This window comes from Mariniphaga sp., from assembly GCF_041687215.1.
GTDB lineage: Bacteria > Bacteroidota > Bacteroidia > Bacteroidales > Prolixibacteraceae > Mariniphaga.
This window is the reverse complement of record NZ_JAWLCI010000041.1, coordinates 1-22,551: the sequence shown is the minus strand read 5'-3', so window position 1 is coordinate 22,551 and position 22,551 is coordinate 1. Positions and strand designations below refer to the sequence as shown.

Annotated in this window: 9 protein-coding genes; all 9 read left to right on the top strand. The window is 40.7% G+C overall.

The features are described from left to right. Window positions 1–156 precede the first annotated feature (156 nt). On the top strand, window positions 157–3,429 hold the full coding sequence (locus ACESMA_RS14080; protein WP_372949483.1) for a TonB-dependent receptor: 3,273 nt from the start codon (window positions 157–159) through the stop codon (window positions 3,427–3,429). 18 nt (window positions 3,430–3,447) lie between these two features. Then, a complete protein-coding gene (locus tag ACESMA_RS14075) occupies window positions 3,448–5,079 on the top strand; it encodes a RagB/SusD family nutrient uptake outer membrane protein (RefSeq protein WP_372949482.1) in 1,632 nt (543 codons plus the stop codon). A gap of 173 nt (window positions 5,080–5,252) precedes the next feature. Continuing rightward, the gene (locus ACESMA_RS14070; protein WP_372949481.1) at window positions 5,253–7,682 is read left to right on the top strand and encodes a family 78 glycoside hydrolase catalytic domain; all 2,430 of its coding nucleotides are present in this window, start codon (window positions 5,253–5,255) and stop codon (window positions 7,680–7,682) included. Between the two features lie 63 nt (window positions 7,683–7,745). Further along, window positions 7,746–9,233: a sulfatase gene (locus tag ACESMA_RS14065; protein WP_372949480.1), complete on the top strand. Its 1,488-nt coding sequence runs from the start codon at window positions 7,746–7,748 to the stop codon at window positions 9,231–9,233. Between the two features lie 238 nt (window positions 9,234–9,471). Next, the gene (locus tag ACESMA_RS14060) at window positions 9,472–17,547 is read left to right on the top strand and encodes a gliding motility-associated C-terminal domain-containing protein (RefSeq protein WP_372949479.1); all 8,076 of its coding nucleotides are present in this window, start codon (window positions 9,472–9,474) and stop codon (window positions 17,545–17,547) included. Between the two features lie 30 nt (window positions 17,548–17,577). Continuing rightward, entirely contained in the window at window positions 17,578–18,510 is a 933-nt protein-coding gene (locus tag ACESMA_RS14055; protein WP_372949478.1) for a type IX secretion system membrane protein PorP/SprF, read from the top strand. 26 nt (window positions 18,511–18,536) lie between these two features. Further along, the gene (locus tag ACESMA_RS14050; protein ID WP_372949477.1) at window positions 18,537–20,378 is read left to right on the top strand and encodes an OmpA family protein; all 1,842 of its coding nucleotides are present in this window, start codon (window positions 18,537–18,539) and stop codon (window positions 20,376–20,378) included. Between the two features lie 60 nt (window positions 20,379–20,438). Then, complete coding sequence (locus ACESMA_RS14045) at window positions 20,439–21,827, top strand: sulfatase (protein ID WP_372949476.1); 1,389 nt, start codon at window positions 20,439–20,441, stop codon at window positions 21,825–21,827. Window positions 21,828–21,858: 31 nt separating this feature from the next. After that, a partial coding sequence (locus tag ACESMA_RS14040; RefSeq protein WP_372949475.1) for a sulfatase-like hydrolase/transferase occupies window positions 21,859–22,551 on the top strand: 693 nt, incomplete at its 3' end.

Sequence of the window (22,551 nt, the reverse complement as noted above, 5' to 3'; positions counted from 1 at the left end):
GAGGGGCTCTCAAAAAAAACGGGAAATGCGCCACACATTCCCCGTCCCGAGTTAAAACTTTGATTTTTAAACCAAAATCGTAACAAAAGTATGAAAAATTTATTTATGAACGGTTTTCTTCCGAAAGGGAGAAAATGCAAAAAAATTTTACTGATTATGAGATTATCGCTGATACTTACGCTCGCAACCCTTTTCAATGTAACGGCCAGTGTTTACTCGCAGTCAGTTAAGGTGAACCTGGATTTGAAAGACGCTTCACTTGAAACCGTTTTCAAGTCCATACAGGACCAGACCGAGTTCGATTTCTTTTACAAGAACGAACATCTTCCCCAAAACAAGGTAATTACTAAAAATTATGAAAATACCGGTGTTGACCAGATTCTAAATGAAGTTTTGGAAGGTACTGGTTTAGTGTACAGGGTTTTAAATACAGATATTGTTGTGACGAAAGGAACAGCGAGGTCTTCCTCACAAAGAGGAAACAACATTGTTGCTCAGCAGCAAACCAAAATCATTACCGGCACAGTAACCGACGAAAACGGTCAACCTTTACCCGGGGTGACTGTGGTTGTAAAAGGTTCGACTATTGGAACAGTTACTAATGCGGATGGAATATTTAATTTGGAAACTCCTGTTAGTTCAGATATCCTGACATTTTCATTTGTAGGTATGAAAACCATGGAAATTGAATTAGGAAACCGAACTACCATTAACGTTTCAATGGAAGAAGAAACCATAGGTATTGAAGAAGTTGTTGCAATTGGATATGGTACCATGAAAAAAAGTGATTTAACCGGTACTGTATCGAGTGTGACTACCGAAAAAACAATGGATATTCCAAATACCAATGTACTTCAGGCAATACAGGGAAGCGTACCCGGCTTAAGTGTTACCACACCCGATAGACCTGGCGAAAGCCCATCTGTAAGAGTAAGGGGTATTAATTCTCTTTCGGCAGGAAACGCTCCTTTAATCGTTGTTGATGGAATTATTTATAATGGCTCTTTAAACGATTTTAACGTAAACGACATCGAGAAAATTGATGTCCTGAAAGATGCAAGTGCCGCTGCAGTATTTGGCTCACGCTCTTCAAATGGGGTTATAATAATAACTACCAAAATGGGTAAAACTGAAAAACCGTTATTTAATTTTAATTCATTTGTTGGTGTATCAAATCCTGTTTCTTTAATTCCGGTTTTGGATGGTCCAGGGTACATTCAGAAAATTCTCGATTTTCGGGAATCAATTGGTCAGGAAGCCGATCCGTCAAAAATTGAAGATTACTTGACTACTACTGAAGCTGAAAATTACAGGAATGGAAAAACCATTGATTGGTACGATGAAATTGTTAAAACCAGTATCACCCAAAATTACAGTCTTAATGTTTCTGGAAAAACTGATAAAACAAACTATTTTTTATCAGGAACTTATTACGATCAGCAAGGTATTGTTGAAAATGACAATTTTGAACGGTTGACGTTAAAAGCAAATTTTACCAATGATATCACCGACTGGTATTCGGTTTCATTAAGAACCTCCTTCTCATCGCTTGATTATTCAGGAGAACCTGCCGGATTGTATTATGGGTTAAGTCCTTATGGATCGTATTGGGAAGATGAATCTAAAGGTATTTACAAGGAATACCCGATGGAAGATCCATATTTCAGACATCCCATGATTAACACTTTTGTTGATAATGAAGACGTTAGGAACAGCTTTTTTGGACTGGTTTCAAGTGAATTGGAAGTTCCATTTGTAAGAGGTTTGAAATGGACATTAAATTATGCCACGAACCTGAGAAACCGCAAATTGAATAATTTCTGGAGTAATGAACATACAACAGGAGGGGGTAGTACTGCGAATGGTTTGGCACGTAAGCAAGTTTACGACAATTATGACTGGACTCTTGACAACATTGTAAATTACAATAGAAACTTCCTGGACAAACATTCGGTTGATTTGACTTTGCTTTATAGCCGCGAATATCAAAAATATGAATACACTTTTGCACAGGCATCTGATTTTTTTAATCAGGCGCTTGGATTTAATAATCTGGGGTTGGGAAAAGTACAGCAAACCAATTCTGATTTGCAGGATCAAAACAGTGTTGCCTACATGGCACGATTAAACTATATTTTTAATTACAGATATTCTCTTACAGCAACAGTGAGAAGAGATGGATTCTCAGGTTTCTCTAAAGAAAATAAATATGCTGTTTTCCCTTCGGTTGCAGTTGCGTGGACAATCTCCAATGAAGATTTCATGAGCAATCAGGAAATTATAAATCTTCTGAAAATCAGGTTGTCGTACGGTGAAAATGGGAACCAGGCCATTAGTCGTTACCAGACTTTGGCAAGAATTGCTGATTCCCAATATATTTTTGGCGATGGAGGAAATACTACCACAACGGTTTTTCTGGAATCGATGGCTAATACTGAATTGGGGTGGGAAACTACCAAAGTAAAAAACCTTGGAATTGATTTTGGACTGCTTGAGAACAGGTTAAATGGTAGTATTGATGTTTATTCATCCAATACTTATAATATCCTTTTACAAAGGAATATTCCTTCAACTTCCGGTTACAATTCTGTTTGGACGAATATTGGAAAAGTTCATAATCATGGTGTTGAAATGGCATTGAATTCCAGAAATATCCAGAAAAGGGATTTTCAGTGGGAAAGCGGTTTTACTTTTAGTCTGAACAGAAACCGGATTGATGAATTACTCGGTGAAGATTTGGATGGCGATGGAAAAGAGGATGACAACCTGGCCAATGCATGGTTTATTGGTGAACCTCTTGGAGTTATTTATGGATATAAAACTGATGGAATATATCAATTGGATGATACTGATATACCAAGTGGATTTGTTCCCGGAGATTTTCGCCTGGTTGATACTGATGAAGATGGTGAACTGACACCCGAAGACAGAACAATTTTAGGAACCACCCTTCCAAATTTTATTTTTAGCATTTCAAATACATTGCGATATAAAAACTTTTCTTTTTATTTATTAATTAATTCTGTTCAGGGAGGTGGAAAAGATAATTATTATGTTGGAAACAATATGGCCATGCATAATGTAAATAATCCATTTTCAACCTGGACTGAACGTTTCAATGTACAGGATGTTCCCTACTGGACTCCTGATAATCCTTCAAATGAATATGCCAGAATCAATTACATGCCAAACCGAAGTCATCCGTACCTGGAAGACAGAAGTTTTGTGCGTATTCAGGATGCAAATCTTTCTTATACGTTTGATAATATAAGCGCCAAAACGTTCCTGGAATCGTTGCGTTTATATGTAAGTGGTAAAAACCTTTACACTTTTACCAAATGGACAGGATACGATCCGGAAAACAGTACTTCAATCGGAAGTTTTCCCATGTTGAGGACTTTTACTTTAGGGGTTGATTTGAAATTTTAATTTTAAAGCATTTACGAAATGAAAAAAATAATAATTAATACAATCAGGATTTTATTTATAGCAATTACACTCACGTCCTTATCTTCCTGTAACGACGATTATCTGCAGGAGATACCACAGGGATTTTTAAGTCCTGAGAATACATTTACAGATGTAGCGGGGTTTGAAAGTGGAATAAATGATCTGTATCGTGTTTCTCGTAATATTGGGGTTACTTCAGAAAATCTTTCGGGAATGGTTGGTACAGAAAGGGATAAAAGTATGACCGCTCTTTATGGAGCTGGTACTGATTTGTGCTGGTACTGGAATAAAGTTGATTTTTTTAGCGATTATACAAATATAAATTCATTTAATGCCACCCCACAAAACTATTGGATAATTTTTTACACGATGATCAAGGGGGCTAATGTTATTATTACTCGCTCTGAAGCAGAAGAAATGACCTGGGACAACGAAAGTGATAAATTATTGATTCAGGCACAGGCACGTTTTTTCAGGGGCTTAGCCTATCGTTACCTTGTTCATCTTTTTGGCGATGTTCCCATTATTGAAGAAGAAATTACAAGTCCGAAACTTGATTTTACGAGAAACCCAAAATCAGAGGTTTTCAGTTTCATAATTGCAGACCTCGATTTTGCAAGCAAAAACCTGCCTGAAGCAAATAACCGCGATGGAAAACTTTCAAAAGCTGCAGCAGATCATTTGCTGGCTGAAATTTACATCTCTACAGGTGAATATGATAAATCAATTGAAGCTGCCTCAAGGGTCATCAACGATTCCCAATACCAGTTAATGACTGAACGTTTTGGAACCATGACCGATAAACCGGGAGACGTTTTCTGGGATCTATTCCGTTTGGGAAATCAAAATAATGCCAATAATAAAGAGGTCATTTGGGCCTGGCAGGTTGAATACAATGTACCGGGTGGTATGGTTGAAAACAGATTACAACGTCAGTGGGGTCCATTTTTGGAACAATTAAAAGCAGCCGATGGAAAAGCAGCAATTTTGAAAGATGAATTTTTGGGTCGTCCAATTGGCTTTATAAGGCCTTCTGTTTACATGGAATATACTATTTGGCAAAGCGACTGGGATAACGATATACGTAATTCTGAATTTAATATGCAGCGAAGGTTCTTTGTAAATAATCCCGCTTCATCAGATTATGGGAATGTAGTAAATCCTGCACCAGGTGATACAGTTAGAAGGCATTTTGTGTATGTACAAAAAGCAAATCACCCACACGGTCATCCACAAGGATACGATACCAGTGGAAGGTTATACAGCGATGTTTATGCTATACGTATGGCTGAGACCTATCTTTTAAGGGCTGAAGCATATCTGAATAAAGGGGAAACCGATAAAGCAGCAGCAGATATAAATGTAGTCAGGAGCAGGGCAGGTGCTACACCGGTTAATGCAGCAGAAGTTGATATTCATTATATTTTGGATGAAAGGGCGCGTGAACTACTTATTGAAGAACCCAGAAGATTGACATTGGCGCGGTTAGGACTTTTAGATGAACGTGTTAAAATGTATAATCCTGTTTCAGCGCCAACCATTCAGGATTTTCATAATTTATGGCCGATTCCGCAAACTGAAATTGATGCCAATCAAGGAGCTGAATTAAAACAAAATACTGGTTATTAGATTTTTTGTGAATTGTTTTTTCTTAAATGATATATTTAGTTTAGTTAGACAAAACCGCTTCTTTTAAGAGGCGGTTTTTCTTAATTTTGTGATTCAAGTAAAACTGTAAAAAATGAATTCTGTAAAACTCTGTTTAGTCATCACTGTATTATAAGGATTTTAAATGACCAAAAATGAAAAAATCCACCATCTTTTTTTTGCTGTTGACTATATTTTCCTGTACCCAAACTTCAGAACAATCCGATATTGTTGTCTTTGGTGAAAACAGCAATGCCCAATGGATTCAGGATGGAAGGGAATTGCCTGAGAGCGATTCGCTGTTTTATCTGGATGATCCAGCCCCGGTTTTCAGAAAGGAATTCACTGCTAACGGCCCAATTGACAAGGCGACGCTTTACATTACCGCTGCCGGATATTACCAGGCCACTATGAATGGCGCCCCGGTTGGCCTGAATGTGCTCGATCCGGCCTGGACTGATTACAGCAAACGTATCTATTATTCGGAATACGATGTGACCCCGCTGCTGGAGGGGAATAATAATTGCTTGGGTGTTTCATTGGGAAATGGTTTTTATAATCCGCTTCCACTCCGTAAATGGGGACATAGAAATTTGAGAAACGACTTAAAAAAAGTTGGCAGACCCACCTTCATAGCCAAACTTATTATCAACTATAAAAATGGAAAAACAGAAGAGATAGTTACCGATGAAACCTGGAAATATGCTTACGGACCCATTGTTAAAAACGATGTTTACCTGGGGGTGGTTTACGATGCCCAGAGAGAAATAAAAGACTGGAACCTTCCCGGTTTGGATGATAGTTCTTGGAGTGCGGCTGAATTGGGAAAAAGCCCGGGAGGACAGCTTCAAAAAGCTTTTTTTCCACCTGTTCAGGTAACACAGGAGATAACCCCAGTAGAAATCTATAGCCCCGAAAAAGGAATTTATATCGTGGATATGGGCGTTAATTTTACCGGCACTTTTAAAATGAAATTAACCGGTGAAAAAGGCGATACCGTTGTGTTCCGGTTTGGCGAACGCGTATATGAAGACGGCACGTTAAACCCTATGACTACAGTAGCCGGGCAAATTAAACGAAAAGGAGTTGGCGGCCCTGGTGCTCCGGATATAGCCTGGCAAACGGACAGTTATATTTTTAAAGGAGAAGTTGAGGAATGGTTTTCCCCTGAATTTACTTACCATACCTACCGCTACATGGAGATTTCAGGACTGGAAGTTGAGCCTGAACCGGAAGACATTAAAGGTCTGTTTTTTCACTCCAATGTGCCCGACTTGAACAGCTTTACCTGCTCTTCCGATTTATTAAATTCGATACAGGAAGCCACCGAAAGAACCTTTCTGGCCAACCTTATCAGCGTGCAGTCGGATTGCCCGGCCCGCGAAAAGTTTGGTTACGGAGGTGATATTAATGCAACCAGCGAATCGTTTATTTACAATTTCGACATGCAGGAATTTTACCGCAAAACCGTTTATGACTGGGTGGATGCCATGAACGACTCGACCTTTGTGGACACGGCTCCCTATACCGGAATCGCCTATTGTGGAATAAGCTGGGAGTCTGCTTTTCTTATCACGCAGTACTATCTTTATTTGTATTACAACGACACTGAAATTGTACAGGAACTTTACGAATTGAATAAAAAGTGGATGGAAAAAGCGGCCCGGCTTCATCCCGACGGAATGGTTGAAAGCGGGCTGAGCGACCATGAGTCGATGGAACCGGTGCCGGTGCAACTAACAGGGACAGCACATTACCTGCAATGTGCCCGGATTATGGAAACATTTGCCAGGGTGGTGGGTGACAAAGAAAATGAACAGAAATATGAAAAGCTTTCCGAAAAATTGAAAAACCTGATAAAAGCTGAATTCTGGGATAAACCTGTTACCGGGAAAATAAACCGGCAAACACTTTTTTCAACCCTTCTTTATCACGAGATTGTACCTGAAGATGAAAAAGATGCAGCCAAAGATTCTTTGTTGAACGCGGTTAAAAACGGTCCATCGGGCCATTTCAGCACCGGAATTTTTGGCACGAAATACATTCTGGAAACACTCTCAGAGCATCATTCCCCGGAAACGGTTTTTAACATTGTTAACAGCACAACTTATCCGGGCTGGGGGTTTATGATTGACCGGGGTGCCACAACCATCTGGGAAACCTGGAAAGAAAGCGACAATACCTATTCAAACTGCCATCCCATGTTTGGGACGGTAACCGAGTGGTATTACCGGTGGCTGGGCGGCATCCGGCCCGACCCGCAAAATCCCGGTTTTAAAGAGTTCATTTTGGCACCTGCAACTCCCGAAGATCTTGATTTTGTAAAATGCACCTATCAATCTCCCCACGGCGAAATTGTATCGAACTGGCAAAACACTGCAGAGAATTCTTACCACTACGAAATGAAAATTCCTGCCGGGAGCACTGCAAACGTCAAATTGCCGGTTGGTGATTTTCAATCCATTTCTGTTCAGAAAAACAACAGGGCTATCGAAGAAGGGGAAATTGAAGGTCTGGAGTCCGGAAGTTTTAAGCTGGATGAAGGGAACTACGTCATTATAGTTTCAGCAGGTGAAAGGAGTTAAAGTGCAAAACCATGCCAGGAAAAATAAAAAGAAAATTAATATGAATTTGAAAAATAATGAACTATGAGGTTAAAAAATTTTTACACGTATTTCCTTCTCGTTAGCACGCTATTTGCCTGCACAGGCACTGAGGAATCTGCAGATAAAAATCTTCCGGAAAATCCAAATATCCTTTTTATTGCCATCGACGACCTGCGACCTGAACTGGGTTGTTACGGAAACGACTACATTAAATCGCCCAACATCGACCGGCTGGCTGAAACCGGCGCGGTGTTTACCAACCACTATGTGCAGGTTCCCACCTGCGGAGCATCGCGGTACAGTTTGTTAACCGGTATGTTGCCCAAAACCAAAGGGCATTTGAGCAACGAAGCCTGCCACAATTTAATAGCAGGCAAACCCGAAACCGAAACGCCCGAGACCTTTATTCATCATTTGCGCCGAAACGGTTACTACACGGTAGGAATTGGAAAAATCAGTCATTATGTTGATGGATTGCTGTACGGTTATACTGATCCGGTTGGCACGGAATACGAACTGCCACACAGTTGGGATGAAATGCTTTTGAACTCAGGCAAATGGGGTACGGGCTGGAATGCCTTTTTCGGGTATGTCGACGGTGAAAACCGGCAAAGCATGAACAAACAAGTGAAACCCTATGAAATGGCTGATGTGCCCGATACCGGATATCCTGACGGACTCATTGCGGAACAGGCATTGGACAAACTGGGCGAACTGGCTAAAAAAGGGGAACCATTCTTTTTGGGTGTTGGTTTTTTTAAACCTCACCTGCCGTTTAACGCGCCAAAAAAATACTGGGATATGTACAATGAAGATGAGATTCCTTTGTCACCCAATCCGTATATTCCCGAAAATGTAAACAAGGCAAGTTTGCACGGAAGTGGCGAATTTAACGGTTACCAGTTGGGCGATGAAGAAGCCACACTTGATGGACCCGTCTCTGATGAATATGCCCGGAAACTGCGCCATGCATATTTTGCCTGTGTGAGTTACACCGACGCTCAGGTGGGCAAATTGCTGGATGAACTGGAAAAACAAGGGTTGGCAGAAAATACAGTTGTAGTCATCTGGGGCGACCACGGCTGGCATTTGGGCGATCACCTGGTGTGGGGAAAACATACCATTTTCGAGCGGGCGTTAAAAAGTGCCTTCATAGTAAATATTCCCGGAAAAACAAAAGGGAAATCAGTTGAAAAAGTTGTTAGCGCAGTCGATATTTATCCCACGCTGATGGATTTGTGCCATGTGGAAATGCCTCACGAAACAGATGGGAAAAGTTTAATGCCATTGCTCGCTAATCCGGTTGCCGAATGGGAAGATGCTTCTTTCGGTTACTTCAGAAACGGCATATCACTTCGAACTGACCGGTACAGGGTTACCAAATATTTCAGAAATGAGAAACCGGTAATTGAATTGTATGACCACCAAAAAGATCCTAATGAAACCAAAAATGTTGCAGAAGAATATCCTGAAATTGTGGAAAGTTTACTGCCAATTTGGGAGAGGGGGAATACCGGCTTATTCGATTAGGTTTCAGTTTATTGGTCTTGTGTTAAAATATATTAGTGTATAAAGAATTTCACAGGCGAACACAGATATTACGTCTTAAGATGTTTGTTTGACAAAAATTCTTACTATTTTTTAGGTAATTTTACCAGGTGCAATCAACAAGAAAAAAGAAAGTGAAAATTCTTTTTGAGTTTTTCTAAACAATTACAGGGTTTCACTGGTATTTCTATATACTATAAAAAAGACTAATATCTGCGCTATGAGACCATATATGTTCGGGGAATATTTTTCAAAGTTCATCAGAAGTTTCCGGTTTTTCCTTAGCAATAAAAATCATAATACACCTTTCATCTTAAAGAAAATCAGTTATGGCAATTTGTGGCTGATTAGTTTATTTATTTTTTTGGGAATCTTTCCAATAACTGCAGGATTAAGGAATGTGACCTTAAACGAAAATTACGCGCAGGCGGCTTCGGTAACCATTGCTTTGGATTCAGACAAATCAATGGTTACTCAGGAAGGTGAAACAATTACCTTATTTTATACTGTTACCAACAACGGTGATGAACCTTTGTCAGGAATTGAGATAACAGATAACCTTTTAGGTACAGTTGTGTACGATGAAAACTTACTGGAACCCGATAGCTCAAAGACATATAATGCTATTTACGAGGTTAAACAGGACGATATCTTTTTGGAGGATATTGTCATTGAGGCCATAGTTTCTGTATCTGAGGGTCCTTCGGACGAAGATGTCATAGCCTTGGCAGTTGTAAAAAATCCTTCAATAAAGGTACAAAAAGTACTTAACCCTTTAGGTCAGGTTTTTGATGAAGTAGAAGATGTAATAACCTACCGGATTTCCATGTTAAATGATGGGAATGTCCCGGTTTACAATCCGTTGGTTATTGATGCTGGAGCAACCAGTGGTCCTACTTACCAAAGCGGTGACGGAAATAATAACGGGATATTGAACCGCACTGAAACCTGGGTATATGAAGCAAGTTATGAAATAACACAATCTGACCTGAATCGCGGTTTTTATACGAATACTGCTGAAGGTTCTGGTTCTGCGGACACTAACGGCGACGGTCTTGGCGATACTGACGTTACGGATAGTGATTCCGAAACGGTAAATGCCAACCAGCAACCCAATTTGGCTGTTTCCAAAACTGCATCACCAACTACCTTTAATTCAGTAGGGCAGGAAACTACTTACACCATTGTTGTAGAAAATTCAGGAAATGTTGATCTTACCAATGTTACAGTAACCGACCCGTTGACAGGATTAAATACCACGATACCCAGTCTTGTCTCCGGTGAGCAACAGACATTCACAGAAAGCTACACCATCACTCAAGCCGATTTAAATGCAGGCAGTGTGGAAAATACGGCAACAGCTTCAGGCACTGCCCCTGACAATTCTACAATAAGTACAACCGACACAGAAACCATTGAAGCCATTCCAGGCAGCCAGCAACCTGCTTTGTCAATTACCAAAACAGGATCGCCAACAGATTTCAATTCAGCAGGCCAGCAGATTATCTATACCATCGAAGTAGAAAACACAGGCACAGTGGAACTTACCAATGTGGTGCTGACCGATGAATTTGCAGGTGGTGCTACCTTCGAAAGTGGTGATGACACGAATACAGGTGTACTTGATGTTGGTGAAACCTGGGTTTACAGTGCTGATTATTCAGTCACTCTGGCAGACATTGAAGCCGGAACGGATTTGGTTAATGTAGCAACAGTAGATACCGACCAGACGGATGTTCAGCAAGACGATGCAATTACTTTTTTCATCCAGGATGCCACACTTACAGTAGAGAAGATAGCCGACAAATCCAGTGTGAGTTCAGCCGGAGAAACCATTAATTATACGATTACGGTTGTCAATACAGGAAATGTAAATCTGACGAATGTAGTGCTGACCGATACTTTTGCCGGTGGTGCCACGCTTGACAGCGGCGACACCAATACGGACGGAGTTCTGGATACAGATGAAACGTGGATTTACACAGCCGATTATGAAGTCACTCAGGATGACATTGACGCCGGAACTGACCTGGTTAACGTTGCTTCAGTAGATACCGACCAGACCGACCCGGAAGAAGATGATGCAATAACAACCATCAGCCAGGAAGCGTCGTTAACGATAACCAAGGAAGCCGACAAATCCAGTGTGAGTTCAGCCGGAGAAACCATTAATTATACGATTACAGTTGTCAATACAGGAAATGTAAATCTGACGAATGTAGTGCTGACCGATACTTTTGCCGGTGGTGCCACGCTTGACAGCGGCGACACCAATACGGACGGAGTTCTGGATACAGATGAAACGTGGATTTACACAGCCGATTATGAAGTCACTCAGGATGACATTGACGCCGGAACTGACCTGGTTAACGTTGCTTCAGTAGATACCGACCAGACCGACCCGGAAGAAGATGATGCAATAACAACCATCAGCCAGGAAGCGTCGTTAACGATAACCAAGGAAGCCGACAAATCCAGTGTGAGTTCAGCCGGAGAAACCATTAATTATACGATTACAGTTGTCAATACAGGAAATGTAAACCTGACGAATGTAGTGCTGACCGATACTTTTGCCGGTGGTGCCACGCTTGACAGCGGCGACACCAATACCGACGGAGTGCTGGATACAGATGAAACGTGGATTTACGCAGCCGATTATGAAGTTACACAGGCTGACATTGATGCCGGAACTGATTTGGGAAACATTGCATCTGTTGACACCGACCAAACCAACACAAATGAGGATAATGCGATCACAACTATCAGTCAGCAACCTGAATTAACTGTAACCAAAACTGCAACATCTTCAACTTACAGTTCAGTTGGTGAAGAAATTACCTATTCAATTGAAGTGGAAAACACAGGAAATTTAACTATTTCCGGTATTAATGTATCTGACCCACTTACGGGATTAAACACTACCATAAATAATCTCGCCCCGGGAGAATTACAGACTTACAATGTTTCCTATTCAATTACCCAGGCTGATTTAAATTTGGGAAGTGTTGTCAATACGGCCACTGCTTCGGGTTCCGATCCCAACAATGTAACAGTAACAGCATCTGATTCTGAAACTGTTACTGCCAATCAGCTACCCGGATTAACTTTAACTAAAAACGCTTCACCTTCTTCGTACAGTGCCAGAGGAGATATTATCACCTACACAATAGTGATTGAAAATACCGGGAATATTACCATTTCCGATATCACTATCAGTGATCCTTTAACCGGCTTGAGTTCCAGCATCAACACCCTGCAACCCGGAGTTAAACAAACTTACACTGAAACTTATGAGATTAAGCAATCCGATATAAATGCTGGAAGTTTAACCAACACCGCAAGTGCTTCGGGCACCGACCCGGAAAATAACACAATAAATGCCAGTGATACTGAAACCGTAAACGCCAGTCAGCAATCAGGATTAATTGTAACTAAAAATGCTTCATCATCGGCCTATAATTCAGCCGGTGAAGAAATCACTTATACAATTGAAGTGGAAAACACTGGAAACGTTACCCTTTCGGATGTTTTAGTAACTGACCCGTTGACAGGAATGGCTGAAAATATTGCCAGCCTCTCGCCAGATGAAAAACAGACATATACTGAAACGTACACCATTACTCAAACCGATATGAATTCGGGAAGTGTTACCAACACTGCAACTGCTGAAGGAACCAATCCCGATAACGAAACCGTAAGTGCGAGTGATTCTGAAACCATCACCGCAAATCAACAACCTGGTTTAGCCATTGCAAAAAATGCAACACCTTCAACTTTTAGCTCAGCAGGTCAGCAAATTACATATAATATTATAGTTGAAAACACGGGAAATGTAACCCTCACAAATGTTCAGGTGACTGACCCGCTAACAGGTTTGAATTCAACCATAACCAGTTTAGCTCCGGGAGAAGACCAAACATTTACTGAAACCTACACTATCACCCAATCCAACTTGAATTCCGGAAGTGTAACCAACACCGCTAATGCATCGGGAACCACGCCTGATAATTCCACGGTTACTGCCAGCGATTCGGAAACGATTACTGCCAGTCAGGAACCAGGGCTTACTTTAACCAAAACTGCTACACCAAAAACCTATACTGCTGTGGGAGAGGAAATCAGTTATAATATTGAAGTGATAAACAGCGGGAATGTTACCGTTAGCGATATTTTAGTTTCCGATCCGCTTACAGGTTTGAATTCACCTATTACCAGTTTAGCACCCGGTGCATCACAGACTTTTACTGAAATCTACAATATCACACAGTCTGATTTGAATTCGGGAAGTGTAACCAACACAGCTAATGCATCGGGAACCACACCGGACAATTCAACGGTTACTGCCAGCGATTCGGAAACGATTACTGCCAGTCAGGAACCAGGGCTTACTTTAACCAAAACTGCTACACCAAAAACCTATACTGCTGTGGGAGAGGAAATCAGTTATAATATTGAAGTGATAAACAGCGGGAATGTTACCGTTAGCGATATTTTAGTTTCCGATCCGCTTACAGGTTTGAATTCACCTATTACCAGTTTAGCACCCGGTGCATCACAGACTTTTACTGAAATCTACAATATCACACAGTCTGATTTGAATTCGGGAAGTGTAACCAATACAGCTAATGCTTCGGGAACTACTCCTGATAATTCCACGGTTACTGCCAGCGATTCAGAAACTATTACTGCCAGCCAGCAACCCGGGTTGACTGTCATCAAAACTTCTACAGCAGAAACCTTCACTTCTGTGGGGGAGGAAATCAGTTATAACATTGAAGTGATAAACAGCGGAAATGTTACCGTTAGCAACATTTCAGTTACCGATCCGCTAACAGGTTTGAATTCAACCATAACCAGTTTAGCACCCGGTGCATCACAGACTTTTACTGAAATCTACACCATCACACAGTCTGATTTGAATTCGGGAAGTGTAACCAACACCGCTAATGCATCGGGAACCACACTGGACAATTCCACGGTTACTGCCAGCGATTCGGAAACTATTACTGCCAGCCAGCAACCCGGTCTGATTGTGTCTAAAACAGCAGAACCCTTAACATACAGTGCAGTTGGCGATGTTATTACTTACAATATTGAAGCAGAAAATACAGGAAATGTAAGCATCTCCGAAATCGCATTAGTGGATGCTGTTCTTGATTTTAATGAGTTGATTTCAGTTCTTTTGCCGGGAGAATCAGTTTCTTATTCTGTTTCATACTCTATTACACAGGAAGATTTGGACACTGGTTTTGTAACCAATAGTGCAACTGGCTCAGGGAAAGATCCGAATGGCGAGACAGTGGAAGGAAATGGTTCAATTACCATTCAGGCAGAACAAAATCCTGAATTGGTTGTGACTAAAACCGCTTTGCCGGAGAATTTTGCAAATGTGGGTTCTGAAATTGAATACACAATAATAGTTGAGAATACTGGGAATGTTACTGTTTCAGATATAGAAGTAATCGATTTATTGATTGGTTTGAATGACGTTTCCCCTTCTTTACCTCCCGGAGACACTATTACTTACAAGGAAACCTATGAGGTTACTCAATCAGATTATAACATTGGAAGTGTTATTAATACCGTTACGGTTTCCGGATCCGCACCTGACAATACACAGGTGAATGCAGAGTTTGCGTTAACTATAAATGCGCTGGGACCTCCTGTCGCCGCTAATGATGCCAGTTCAGATAATATTTCAGGGAATAGTGTTACTCTAAATATCCTGGCCAATGACAAACTCCATGACGGCGGAAATGCAACACCCGGTTTGGTGACTATTGATCTGGATACAGGACAGTCTGGCGTACAAAATGAATTAATTGCAGATGGTGAAGGAAGCTGGACATATAATTCAACTTCCGGGCAGGTTATATTTAATCCTGTTGCCGGTTTTACTACCGATCCATCGCCAATTACATATAGATTAACAGAAAATTTAACGGGCAGGAACGATAATGCAACAATAACAGTTCAATATAATAAGGGAGAGCCTTTTGCAATCAATGATACCAGTGAAGGTAATAAACCCGGCAGCAGCGCTTCTTTAAATATTTTGGACAATGACATGCTAAGTGATGGTACACAGGCTCTGCTTATTTTGGTTTCCGTTGATATTCAGCCTCTTGTAGAAGGAGTTCAAGCAGAACTAAAGGTTGAAGGTGAAGGAAACTGGAATTACAATGCGTTAACCGGAATAATTTCGTTTACCCCCGAACCTGGTTATACGGTCGATCCAACGCCGCTAACTTATTTACTAACTGAAATTTTGACTGGACTTAGCGATGAAGGAATTGTAATAATTAAATACGATAAGGAACCCCCTGTTGCTTCGGATGATATTATTTCGGGAGGGAATCCGGGCGAAACTGTAGATATCAACATTCTGGCAAATGACAATCTTAGCGACGGCATTGCTGCATTGCCCACACATGTGACTGTTGATCTCAATCCGGAGAATGGTGGAATTCAATCTGAACTTGTTGTTGCAGACCAGGGCACGTGGAATTATAATTCTGAATCGGGATTTGTAACTTTTACCCCTGAAACAGGATTTACTGTATCTCCTTCGCCAGTTTCATATATTTTAACTGAAAATCTTACTGGTTTAAGTGATACAGCAAATATTACTGTTTCATACAACGAAGAACCACCTGTTGCCAATGATGATTTTAGCCCCGGAAACTCTCCGGGTTCAAGGGCCTCTGTCAATATTTTGAGCAACGACAGGTTAAGCGACGGTACTCCCGCAATTTCTGCCCTGGTAACCGTAGATATCGATCAAACAACAGAAGGGAATCAAAATGAATTGATTGTGGAAGGACAGGGAACCTGGGGTTATAACACTTTAACCGGGGTTGCTGCATTTAATCCTGAAGATGGTTTTACAACTGATCCTGACCCCGTAACATATACACTTACGGAGAATCTTACCGGTTTGAACGATAATGCATTAATTACCTTTGGTTATAATGAAGAAGCACCTGAAGCAGTTAATGATACGAGTACCGATAATACTCCGGGAGAACCTGTTTCCGTTAATATTCTGTCGAACGATAAACTAAGCGATGGCTCACCCGCACTACCTGAGCAGGTTATTGTTGATATTGATCCATTGACAGATGGAATTCAGATTGAAATATCGGTTGAGGATGAAGGAAGCTGGGTTTTTGATGAGGTATCCGGCGTTATTACATTTACACCGCTTTCATTTTTCTTTTCAGATCCTACGCCGTTGGTTTACCGTTTATCTGCAAAGGAAAATCCAGGGTTATATGCCGAAGCATCCGTTTTCATTTTTATCAATCAATCAATGCTAACATCATCTGTTAGTTTGGTAAAAAGGGAACAATACAATCCCGCCAGCGGAACAATTCAATACTCTTTTGAAGTCATAAATACCGGTGAAACAGCACTTTGGGATGTTGAAATTGATGATGAGCGAATTGGAATTACCGGCCTTGAAGTAGTTCCCGATACCCTCTTGCCGGGTTCAATGGGAACCGCAACCGCTACCTATAAAATTTCACAGGCCGACATTGATGCCGGAGGGGTAACCAATTCTGCGAGAGTAAGGAGTTTTAATTTGAGAGGAGATTCGGTAGAAGATGATTCAGGAAGTGAACCTGACAATGACGATCCCACAGTTACTTCCTTCGAACAAAATCCATCGGTTTATATTGAAAAAGAGGCTGTTCTATCTGTTGACGAAGTAGCTTTGGGCGATGTGGTCAGTTTCAGTATAAGTGTTGAAAATACCGGAAATGTAACCTTATTTAATGTTTTGGTTGAAGACCCTTTAACTGGTTTTGAACAGGAAACAGAGCAACTTCTTGCGGGCGAATCATTAAGTTTTACAACAGAATATACCGTTCAGATAGCCGACGAAACAGAAGGACAGTTCAATAATGTGGCCATGGTATCTGCCAGTACGCTCAACGGTTCGCTGGTTGAAGCATCATCCACTGTAACGGTTCAGGTTGAACGATGTGAGTTGGTTATTCCAACAGGTTTTTCTCCAAACGACGACGGAATACAGGATAACTGGAGAATTACATGTTTGGAAAGTTATCCCGATGCAAGAGTTGAAATATACAACCGCTGGGGAAATCTGGTATTTGAAAAAGACAATTTTGGAAATTCAGAAGTGCATGGCACCGATGCCTGGTGGGACGGGTACTCCTCAAAAAAATGGACATTCGGTAACGATAAAATGCCAGCCGGTACCTACTTTTTTATTTTAGATTTGAAAGATGGAAACGAGCCACATACCGGTCACTTGTTCCTGAACAGATAATTTTGGAGCGATATGAAAACGAGAGAAAATATGAGCTACATAAGGAAAATTACATGGAACCTGTTTCTTTTACTGTTGCTTTTTACAAACAGAAGTGAAGCACAGCAGGACCCCATGTTTACACAGTATAATTTCAATATTCAATCCTATAATCCAGCCTATGTTGGAACATGGGAAAATGCAGGGTTTTTAGTTCTGGGGCGCCACCAGTGGGTAGGCATGTCGGGGGCTCCAACAACATATACCCTTTCTTTTCAAACACCTGTAAAATTTCAAAATTTTGCTTTGGGTATGAATATTATTGCTGACAAAGTTGGTTTTGAAAAACGACTGGGTGCAAATTTCGATTATTCTTACCGGTTAAGAATTACAAATAAAACGAATCTACGTTTGGGAATTAAAGCTGGTGTAACAACTTATACCAATAACCTGACCGAATACACTGGTTATCCGGGCGACCCTGAAGATCCGATGTTTATGACGGATTTTGAGACGAAATTTATGCCCAATTTTGGTATTGGTGCGTTTCTTTCCAACGAAATATTTTATGTGGGGATTTCTTCTCCCAAAATATTAAAAACAGATTTTCAGAATAATTTCAGCAACTTTTCCACAACGGCTGAATTGCGACATTTTTTCCTTATTGGCGGTTATGTTTTTGAACTTTCGGATTACCTGCAGTTTAAGCCAACCTTTTTGGCCCGAACTGTTTGGGGCGCACCAGCAGTTTTCGATTTTACGGCTAATTTTTTACTGGGTGAAAAAGTTTGGCTGGGCGCCAATTACCGTACCGGCGATTCTTTTGGTTTTGTAGGACAGTGGATTTTCGAGAATTTAAGGCTAGGATACGGATTTGATTATTCAACTACACCGTTGCAATCGTTTCATAACGCCACGCACGAAGTAATGGTTTCATACGAATTGCCGACTCGTCGTAGGTTTAGTTCGCCCAGAATGTTTTAGCCCGGAAAATGAAAGAATTTCAGAATATGATAAGAATTTTTGCAATTATACTCTTGGTTTGTATTGGACTCCCCGATGTCTTAAATGGTCAGTCATCAGGATTTTTCGATTATATTGATTACCGGATTACACCCCTTGCTTCAATAAATTCTGTTGAAAGTGATATTTCGCCTCTGATTGTTGAAGGTGAATTGTATTTTTCTTCTGTAAGGGAAGAGTTTTTTGGGGATGAAAAGCGCCAGGAACAAAATGCCATGTTTTATGATATCTATCGTGCAGAAATCGACGATAAAGGTAATCCGGTAACTGAACGTGAATTGGTTCCCGGTTTTGGAGAATTGTTTCACGAAGGGCCCGCTGCGTGGTGTAAAAAAACAGGTGAATTATTTGTTACTCTCAACAACAGGTCTGAAGGGTCAAATTTGTCGGCGAGGCGTAAAGTTAATTTACGATTGGTTATTATGAAAGAGTTTAACGGAGAATGGGTGATTACACATTTCCGACGGCCAAGAACCAATATTGAAGTAAATGATTTAAATGAAATAGAATGGGTAGTGACACAGGATTTTCCATTTTATAGTCCTGAGTATAATTTTGCTCATCCTGCCATAAGTATAACGGGAGATACCCTGGTTTTTTCAAGCGATATGGATGGTGGATTTGGAAAATCCGATTTGTATATGTCAATCCGGGAAGAAGGGCAGTGGAGTGAGCCGGTAAATTTGGGTGAAGAAATAAATACGGCTGGCAATGAAATGTTTCCTACCTTTGGGCCCGGCGGAATGCTACTGTTTTCATCCGATGCGTTGGAACCCAATTTCGGGCAGCTTGATATTTATTATATAAAAATTTCCAACGAAAATAAACCAGTAAACCTGGGGGAGAAGGTTAACTCACCTTCTGATGATTTTGGATTAACCATTCATCCCTCCGGAAGGTTTGGCTACTTTTCATCCAATCGAGATTTCAGAAGAAAAGATGATATTTATTTTATTGAATTAATTCCCCAACTTATACATGTAAGTGGAAAAGTCATTACAATTCATAATCAACAAGAAGTGGAAGATGCAATGGTTTACCTGGAAGATTGTAATGGGAATAGAATACAATCAATAGTATCTGGAAATGATGGCAATTTCGAATTTGCTGTTCCAATAGGAAAATGCTATCAGGTATATGCTGATAAAGAAGGTTTTGTGTCAGAAAAAGTTCCTGTTTCAGGAGATGGATTTATTGAATTGACCTTGCAACAAATTTTTAATTACCAGGTTGTTGTAAAAGATTTTGAAAATGGAAATGCTGTAAATGATGCGATATTGTTCTGCAATGATTCGAACTGGAAGTCGGATTCATCTGGTGTTATTGAAATTGAATTCGACAGCATTTTTAATTGCCCGGTTCGGGTAAGTAAAACAGGTTATTTTGACTATACATTTGATCTTAATCCGAAACGATTCGTACCCGGCTCTGAAATTACAGATACCCTCTGGCTTTTCAGAAAAGAAACTGGTAGAGCTTTTTTAATGAAATCAATTGATTTTCATATTGATATGTGGATGATAATGCCAAAGTCAGAACCAGAACTGAACCAATTGGCGAAACTAATGGAAGACAATCCAACCTTGCAAATTGAAATTAGTTCGCATACAGACAGCAGATTGGAAGACTATTACAATTTATGGATTAGTCAGAAACGGGCTGATTCGGTTTTGGAATACCTGGTTCAAAAAGGGATTGCCAAGGATCGAATAAATGCAGTAGGTTATGGCGAAACCCGGCTGTTGAATCGTTGTGCCAATGGAGTTATTTGTTCCGAAGAAGAACATCTGGTTAACCGGCGAACTGAATTTGTAATTTTGGAATATTAGCAAAAATAAAACGGAAATGAAGAATCGGACCTGAGAAATAAAAACTACAATTTTATTATTATGAACCACAAAACTATCATTTCAGTATTTGCAATGGGCTTAACATCTGTTTTTATCGGTTGCAACAAAGAAATGCACCATAATCAAAAACCACCCAATATTGTTTTAATTCTGGCCGATGACATGGGTTGCGCACAACTCGGTTGTTATGGCAGTAATTTTTACCAAACACCCCACATTGATCATTTGGCAAGCGAAGGAATACTTTTTACAAACGCCTATGCCGCTGCTGCCGTTTGTTCTCCAACGCGAGCCAGTATATTGACCGGAAAATATCCGGCCCGGTTGCATTTAACCGATTTTATTGCCGGAAATAACCGCGACGATTATCCGTTAAGCCAGCCCGAATGGCAGAAGTTTTTACCGCTCGAAGAAATAACTTTTGCCGAGGTACTTAAAGAAAACGGATACAAAACAGCACATTTCGGGAAATGGCACTTGAGCCCTGAAAAAACACCGCCTGAAAGTTTGCCATTTAATCCTGATAGACAGGGTTTCGACGAGCATTTTGTTACCTACAAACCTTCCGGAGATTTGGCGCAAACCTGGCAGGATGCAGAAATGGATGCGCACAATGTGGATACCATTACCAGCCTTTCTATTAATTTTATGGAAAGAAACCGGAAAAATCCGTTTTTCCTGTTTGTTTCGCATAATACCATTCATGATCCGCTGAAAGAACGTGCAGAAAAAATCCGGAAATATGAAAACATGTCCGCTTCAAGCGAACCGGAAAATCATCCAATAATTGCAGCTATGGTTGAGCGGCTCGACAAAAGTTGTGGAAAAATATTCGAAAAGATAAAGGAACTCGGATTGGAGAACAACACCATTGTTATTTATTATGCCGACAATGGCGGAAAACATGCCTATGCAGCACAAACTCCTTTTCGTGCTGGCAAAGGATGGTTGTATGAAGGCGGCATCAGGGAACCGTTGATTGTGAAGTGGAAAGATGTTGTAAAACCAGGTACTTCATCAGAATCGTTAGTCATTTCATACGATTTCTTTCCCACATTTCGGGAAATGGCTGGAATAGGAGAACCTGCTTTTGAAAATACTGATGGAAAAAGTTTTGTTCCTATATTAAAAAATCCGCAGACAGAAATTCATCAAACACTTTTCTGGCACTATCCGCATTATCATCAGGGATCGGGAATGGTTCCGGCAGGCGCCATCAGAAGTGGCAATTGGAAACTGATTGAATGGTACGAAAAAAGTTTGTTGGGCGAACAGGAATCGGCTTACGAATTGTACGATTTGGAAACGGATATAGGGGAAACAAAAAACCTGGCAGACAGCCTGAAAGCAAAAACGACAGAACTGGCCGGTGACTTGCAAAAATGGCGGGAAGATGTAGGCGCTCAGATGCCGGTTCCAAATGATTAAAACGTTGAAAATTAGAAAAAGAATAGATAAAATGGTTATCAAAATTTTAAAATTGGTTTTTGTTTTAGGAGTAACATCCATATTTATAACAGGATGTGGAGAAAAGGAATCAACATTTGTACGCCCCAATATTGTGCTGATTATGGCGGATGACATGGGCTATGAATGTGTTGGCGCCAATGGAAATACAGAATATGAAACCCCAAATCTTGACAGGTTGGCAGCTTCGGGGATACGTTTTGAACATTGCTATTCACAACCGCTTTGCACTCCTTCACGGGTAAAAATAATGACTGGAAAATACAATTTCAGAAACTATGAGGATTTTGGATACCTGAATCCGGCTGAAAAAACATTCGGAAATTTGATGAAAGAAGCGGGTTACGAGACTTTTATTGCCGGAAAATGGCAATTGAACGGTTTAAACAGAAATAATCCCGGAAACCAGGATGTAACCCGGCCAAATCATTTTGGATTTGATGAATATTGCCTGTGGCAATTGAACAGAACACGTGCCGAGGGGGAAAGATATGCGAACCCGTTATTGACGCAAAATGGAAACGACTTGCCCCGGAACCCGCAGGAATATGGCCCGCAGGTTGTCGCTGATTATTTAACCGATTATATAGAACGGAAAGCAGGGAAACCGTTTTTTATTTACTATCCTATGCTGTTGCCGCACGATCCGTTTGTTCCCACACCCGATTCACCGGAATGGGCAGAT